This is a genomic window from Halorientalis sp. (genome assembly GCF_028275115.1).
Classification (GTDB): domain Archaea; phylum Halobacteriota; class Halobacteria; order Halobacteriales; family Haloarculaceae; genus Halorientalis.
Map to the genome: position 1 here is coordinate 51061 of NZ_JAQCNH010000107.1, position 6105 is coordinate 57165.

10 protein-coding genes are annotated in these 6105 nt (G+C 62.5%); 4 read left to right on the top strand and 6 right to left on the bottom strand.

Annotated features, from left to right (window positions below; all coding sequences use genetic code 11):
• Positions 1-51: 51 nt before the first annotated feature.
• Entirely contained in the window at positions 52-288 is a 237-nt protein-coding gene (locus tag Q0964_RS14470; protein WP_299268907.1) for a hypothetical protein, read from the top strand.
• On the opposite strand, the gene Q0964_RS14475 is transcribed toward Q0964_RS14470, so the two are convergent.
• Positions 258-707 carry an SLOG cluster 4 domain-containing protein gene (locus tag Q0964_RS14475; RefSeq protein ID WP_299268909.1) on the bottom strand — a complete coding sequence of 150 codons (450 nt, stop codon included), beginning with the start codon at positions 705-707 and terminating at the stop codon, positions 258-260. The two genes, Q0964_RS14470 and Q0964_RS14475, sit on opposite strands and share 31 nt — an antisense overlap.
• A 79-nt stretch (positions 708-786) precedes the next feature.
• Between Q0964_RS14475 and Q0964_RS14480 the strand changes: the two genes are divergently transcribed.
• A complete protein-coding gene (locus Q0964_RS14480) occupies positions 787-990 on the top strand; it encodes a hypothetical protein (protein WP_299268910.1) in 204 nt (67 codons plus the stop codon).
• Positions 991-1098: 108 nt separating this feature from the next.
• Here Q0964_RS14480 and Q0964_RS14485 read toward each other — a convergent pair whose 3' ends face one another.
• From Q0964_RS14485 to Q0964_RS14505, 5 genes are all read right to left on the bottom strand, one after another.
• Positions 1099-1839 carry a beta-ketoacyl-ACP reductase gene (locus Q0964_RS14485; RefSeq protein ID WP_299268912.1) on the bottom strand — a complete coding sequence of 247 codons (741 nt, stop codon included), beginning with the start codon at positions 1837-1839 and terminating at the stop codon, positions 1099-1101.
• 69 nt (positions 1840-1908) lie between these two features.
• Complete coding sequence (gene phaC / locus Q0964_RS14490) at positions 1909-3318, bottom strand: class III poly(R)-hydroxyalkanoic acid synthase subunit PhaC (protein WP_299268914.1); 1410 nt, start codon at positions 3316-3318, stop codon at positions 1909-1911.
• Positions 3315-3857 (bottom strand): poly(R)-hydroxyalkanoic acid synthase subunit PhaE, encoded by a 543-nt coding sequence (locus tag Q0964_RS14495; protein ID WP_299268916.1) that lies wholly within the window; start codon positions 3855-3857, stop codon positions 3315-3317. Before Q0964_RS14495 ends, phaC begins: the two co-directional genes overlap by 4 nt.
• A 53-nt stretch (positions 3858-3910) precedes the next feature.
• Entirely contained in the window at positions 3911-4462 is a 552-nt protein-coding gene (locus Q0964_RS14500) for a hypothetical protein (RefSeq protein ID WP_299268918.1), read from the bottom strand.
• A gap of 7 nt (positions 4463-4469) precedes the next feature.
• On the bottom strand, positions 4470-4781 hold the full coding sequence (locus Q0964_RS14505; protein ID WP_299268920.1) for an AbrB/MazE/SpoVT family DNA-binding domain-containing protein: 312 nt from the start codon (positions 4779-4781) through the stop codon (positions 4470-4472).
• Between the two features lie 235 nt (positions 4782-5016).
• Here Q0964_RS14505 and Q0964_RS14510 point away from each other — a divergent pair, with 235 nt between their 5' ends.
• Together Q0964_RS14510 and Q0964_RS14515 are read left to right on the top strand one after the other, a co-directional pair.
• Complete coding sequence (locus tag Q0964_RS14510; protein WP_299268922.1) at positions 5017-5634, top strand: MaoC family dehydratase; 618 nt, start codon at positions 5017-5019, stop codon at positions 5632-5634.
• 278 nt (positions 5635-5912) lie between these two features.
• Positions 5913-6105 (top strand): hypothetical protein (locus tag Q0964_RS14515; RefSeq protein WP_299268924.1); only part of this gene is annotated, 193 nt, incomplete at its 3' end.

Consider the following 6105-nt stretch of genomic DNA (forward strand, 5'->3'; position numbering starts at 1 on the left):
CTGCCGCCCGAGAAGCAAACACACATGCGGCGGCCTGCCGTACAGCCGACGATGCCGGATACTAGCCGACTGCTCAGAGCCGCAGCCGCGCTCCACCTGCTCTCGGGTGTCGCACACCTCGTCGCACCGGACACACTCACCAGTACCGTCCAAGTCGCCTACGACAGGGTTCTCGCCGTCGACTTCCAGCCCAGCGACCGAACGACCGACCGCGTTCGATTGCTCGGCGTCGTCTCCGTCGCCTTCGCGGCCATCTGTTACTGGCTCTCGACCGCCGACTCGACGTAGTCGACCGCCGCCGTCGCCGAGTCGACCGCCTCGACGCCCTCGATGTCGTGGGTGTCGATGCCAGCGACGGACCGGCCGAAATCCAGTGCGTGACCGATCTCCGAGAGCGTCCCCGTCGAGCCGTCGATGGCGATCGTGGCGTCACCGTTCAGGACGACGAGGACGTTCCGGGCGTTGCCCATGTCCGTCGCGATGGCGGTGTCGACGAACTCGTTGGCAGCCTCGTAATCCGGAGTCGAGACGACGCCGATGGTGTGGCCGCCCACCGCCCGCGCCCCCTCACAGACGGCTTCCATCACGCCCCCGTGACCACCACAGACGACCGTGTGGCCCCGATTGCCAAGTTCACGACCGACCGCTCTGGCTGTCTCGGCCGTCTCGTGGTCGATCACGCCACCGCCGATCACACTAACTCGCACGTGAACTCGTCCGTGTTCCGACCAGTAAACAGCAACGGCTACAGACGATCTTTCGACATTTCCGACCGAGTGACGATACGTGGCTCCCTCAATCAGTACCGCCCTGAAGCCGGCGTTCTACGGAACCGACGTTCCGACCTTCGTCCCGGCCCGCGGCCGCCGAACCCTGACCCTCCTGTGTGGCATCGTACTCGGTGCGCCCGTCACGCTCTCGCTCGTCCTCCGGTTTGATTTCGGTGATATCGGCCCCCTCGATTGGGCTCCGCCGTCACGTTCGGTCTGATACACGTTCTCGAACTCCTCGCGCATCTGCTCGGCTTGGTGGGCGAGTCCGGCCACGACGAGAACTGACCGGCCACCGGACGACGCGTTGACGGTGCCTCCGACTGTGTCACCACTCCATACCGCCGTTGACCGCCATCACCTGGCCAGTCATATAACTCGACTCGGCACTCGAGAGAAAACGGACGATGCCGGCGATATCCTCGACCTCGGCGAACCGGTTCAGCGGGATTCGGTCGATGATCTTCTGCTGGACACGCTCGGGCACGTCGTCGAGCATGTCCGTCTCGACGAACCCGGGGGCGACGCAGTTCGCGGTCGACCCTGTCGAAGCCAGTTCGAGTGCGAGCGTCCGGGTGAAGCCGAACAGGCCGGACTTCGTGGTCGCGTAGTTGGCCTGTCCGTAGTTGCCCTGCTGGCCGACGACGGAGGAGATGTTGATGAGTCGACCCTGATCGGACGCCTTGATGTCCTCGAACAGGCAGTGCGTACAGTTGAACACGCCGCCGAGGTTCACGTCGACGACCGTCTCCCAGTCTTCTTTCGACATGTTCTCGAACTTCTTGTCGATAGTGATTCCCGCGTTGTTCACTAGGACGTCAACCCGTCCGAGGGTGTCGTGGATTCGGTTACACATCGATTCCACGTCGTCGTACTCCGACACGTCGCCCTGTATGGCGATGGCCGTGCCGCCGTCGTTCTCGATGGCATCGACTGCCTCGTGAGCCGCCGCCTCCGAGGAGCGGTAGTTGACGACGACGTCTGCGCCGTGGCGACCCAGTTCCTCAGCGATACCGCGACCGATGCCACGTGAACTCCCAGTGACCAGGCAGGTCTGTCCGTCGAGCATACGCCACGTTCGGGCCCCGGGGACAAAAAGGATGTTCGCGCGTCGTCACGCAGATTGCCGTCGTGGGAATCAGGCCACCTGGTCGATCCAGTCCTGTGCGCGGGACGCCGAGACCTCGGCGGCCTCGGCGATCCTATCGGTATCGGCCGCGGCCAGGTCGGCGGTCGTCTCGATGCCGGCGTCCTGAAGCCGTTCGGCGTAGGTCGGGCCGATACCGTCGACCGTGTCCACACCGTCGGCGTCCTCGTCGTCCGGCGTCTCGACCTCGATCTCGTCGTCCTCGGCCGACGGTTCCTCTGTGTCGGGTTCTGCCCCGGCTCCATCGGTCTCGTCGCCGATTTCGATTTCGGTGGCCTCCGCCTCCAGTTCCACGTCCTCGCTTTGCTCGTGGAACCACTCGGCTGCGCGGGGCCAGACGTCCTCGTGGGAGGACCCGGACACCGACAGGCCGATGTGGCCGGTCGGGTACTCGATGGTCTCGATGTCCTCGGCGCCGACCACGTCGTTGAACGGCTTGCTCGCCGCCGCCGGAATGAGGTGGTCGTACTCGCCCATGAGCTGGAGCAGCGGCATGTCGATGTTCTCCACGTCGACGTGTTTCCCATCCAGATACAGTTCGTTCTCGTAGAGCTTGTTGTCCTGGTAGATGTCGCCCAGGAACTGCTCGTAGGCCGCGCCCGCGAGGTCGATTCCCTCGCCCAGCCACCGCTCCATCCGGGCGAAGTTCTCGACGAAACCCTCGTCTTCGAGGTTGTCGTAGAGCCGGACGTACTTCGAGACGTAGTTGTCGACGGGGTCCATCAGGGCGAAGCCCACGTCGAGCATCCCCGCGGGCACGTTGCCGAACACGTCGGTCACGTTCTCGGGGTCGTAGTACTCGTCGCTGCCCCACTCTTCGAGGACCCCGCCGGTCTCGTCGAAGTAGAGGCCGGCTGCCATCAGGGCCATCGCGTTGACCTTCTCGGGGTGGAGCGAGGCGTACATCGCCGTCATGGTCCCGCCCATGCAGTAGCCCAGAATGTTGATCTGCTCGTTGTCCGTTCGCTCTGCGACCTCCTCGACGCAGTTGTGGATGTACCGGTTGACGTAGTCGTCGAGCGTGAGATACTGGTCCATCCGGGACGGCTCGTTCCAGTCGATGAGGTACACGTCGTGGCCCGCCTCCAGGAGGCGGCGCACGACCGACCGCTCGGCCTGGAGGTCGAGGATGTACGGCTTGTTGATCAGCGCGTACACGACGAGAATCGGCATGTCACACTGCTCGTCCTCGGGCACCTCGATGCCGGCGTCCTCGGGTTTGTAGTGGATCAGCTCCATCTTGTTCTCGGTGTAGACGACCTCGCTGGGCGTCTCACCGACCTCGATACTCGCCAGCGGACCGGCGCGTTCGGGCGCGACGCCTGCCTTCTCGACGGCCTCGGACACTGCCTCGAACCCTTTGCGCTGGGCGTCCAGTGCGTTCGCGAATGGGTTGATCATAGTTCCTCGAGAATCTCGTCGAGCTTCTGCTCGACCGCGTGCTGGCGGCGTTCCAGTTCGACGAGTCGCTCGCCGACCTCCATCACGTCGTCGCGAGTCGGGAGGCCGAGCTGCTGGATGGTGTCCTGTGTGACTTCGTCGGCCTCCTCCTGCATGTCCATCATCGCCTCGACGAGCTGGCCGTTGGCCGCGGCGAAAGCCGACGTGCCCATGACCTCCTTGAAGGCCTCGTTGGCCGACTGGAGCCAGATGTCACGAACCTCGGTGGGCTCGACATCCTCGCCCTGTGCCGCATCGGTCGTGCGCTCGAACATCTTCTCGGAGGCGTCCATCCAGACCTCGTAGGCCCGGTTGTACCCCTCGAAGCCCTCGGTGAGTTCGTCGTCCTCGGGCATCGATCCATCGACGGCCTCGGCCCAGGACTCCATGAAGGCCGCCTGCGCCTTCATATTCTGCTCGACTGAGTCGGCGACCGCGTCGTTCATCTCCTCTACCATCTCGCTCCAGCCTTCCATCGGGTCGTTGGTTGTATCGCTCATGATGTGTAATTCGTAGTCGGCGATAAAAATCGGGTTGTTTGTTCGCGACCGGATCAGGCCTCGATGGACTCCTGAGCCTGCTCCTGCACTTCTTGGACTTGGTCCTGAACCTGCTCGACCTGGTCCTGCATCTGTTCGATCTGGTCCCCGACCTGCTCGGCGGCCTCGATGGACTGGCCCTCGAGGTCCTCGTGAGCATCGAGTACCATCTCGATCTGCTCGCCCATCGCGTCGAGGTAGTCCGCGGTCAGCTCGTCGTACGCGTCGAGCCCGCCACGGGTCTCCTCTTCGATGCTCTCGAACAGTTCGGCGTGGTTTTCCAGCAGGAACTCGAACTGCTCGTCGACCGACTCGCGAACCTCCTCGACGGAGCCGCCCGCGCCCGGCATGGCGCTCTCCATCGCGTCGAGGTAGCTGTGGAAGGCGGTTTTCGAGAGTTCGACGGTGCGGCGCTGAGCCGATTCCTGGCTCTCCAGACTGTCGACGAAGGCCTCGGTCATGGTCTGCTGGAACTCGACGCTCTGTTCGACGGCGTTCTGTCCCTGTTTGATCGCCTGTCGCTGCATCTCGAATGTCGTGGTGATAGGGGTAGTGTATTCTGTCATAGTGGATTCACTCTTTGGAACGCTTGCGCTTGACCGGAACGACGACAGTCTGGACGATATCCCCCTCCTCAATGTCGAGTGCCTCACGCTCGGCGTCGGGAATGCTGATGCGTCCGCCGCTCTGGACGCGGGTTTTGAACGTCGCCATCTGACTCATCGCGCCCAACTGTGGGACGCCAACGCCCGACGTGCTGGCACCGAGCAGCTGCTGGATAAACTCCTGTTGCTGCTCCATTGCCTGCTCGCTGGCCTGCTGGAATCCCTCCATCATCGAAGGGGGCCAAATGAATCCGTCCGTACCGTCGTTTTGTTCGGTCATCGCTTCACCCCTCTCTTCACCACTTGACACCATAAGAGTTATGATTGTCACCGCTCATTACCGTCTATTGGTAGCAAATGGTAAAAGCTGAACCCACGGGGGCCAACTACGGCTCCCCACCGACCACGGTGAGCCCGTGCGATTCGCACGAAGCGGCCCGCAGACGTCGCTCTGGCGCCTGCGAACCATGCGAACCACCACGTTTTAATATAGTCATATCCAATTACTGGTGCCAATGAGCTCCAACCCGAATCGGAGCGCGTTGCTGGATACGTGGACAGAGACCTCGTCGCATGTTTTCAACAGCGTTCTGGAGGCGAACAGAGCGGCGTTTGCGGCCTTCGGTGTCAACTCCGACGACGACACCAACGAGGACCCGACGCTGCCGCCGCGAGAGCGGATCGAATCCGACGAAGACCTCCCCGAGTGGACCATCGAGCGGACCGAGGACGACCGAACCGAGCTCGGTGTTGGGGACCGTATCGAGTTCACCAAGACTATCTCTGACGACGACGTAACGAACTTCGCGGCCGCAAGCGGTGACACCAACCCGCTGCACATGGACGACGAGTACGCCTCCGAGACACGGTTTCGAGGGCGTATCGCCCACGGGACGCTCGTCGGCGGACTCATCAGCGCCGCCTTGGCCCGCGTCCCAGGTCTGGTCGTCTATCTCTCACAGGATCTGGAGTTCCACAACCCGGTCCGTATCGGCGATCGTCTCACCGCCGAGATAGAGATCGTTGAGGACCTCGGCAACGAACAGTTCCGGCTGACCACGCAGGTCAAGCAGGACGAGGAAGTCGTCATCGACGGCGAAGCCGTCATCCTGATCGACGACCAACCCGTGTAACCTCCAGAACACGCGCTCCATCACGCCCGCATTGCGGCGGCCCCCTCTCCTCGCCATCACAATAGTTGTCTCGGTGACATTTAGCTGATTATAGGCGCTAATCCCCCTTGCTCAAGGAGCGACCGGAGAGAGCGAGTAGGGAGGGGATACAGCGTCCCCAGAAATCTCCGATTTCTGGTGTGCGAACGAATCGCGGAGCGATTCGTCCACGCCGTCATGGTTTTACTTTCGCTACACGGCATGGCCTTACTACCTCTCCGGTCGACGGTGGTAGTACGATGCTCGCCACGCTTCCGACAGTGTTCAAGCGCGAGAAGAAGCGCGCACCGTCGGTTGTGGCCGAGTGTCCATTCGGTAGGAGCGGGACACTCCGAACCACCTGTGAAGGGAACTCGCCTGTGGAGTCTGGAATCCCTGTGCCCACGTCGGGGATAAATTCTGACACAGAAACAGGAAGCCCTGTCCTCAACA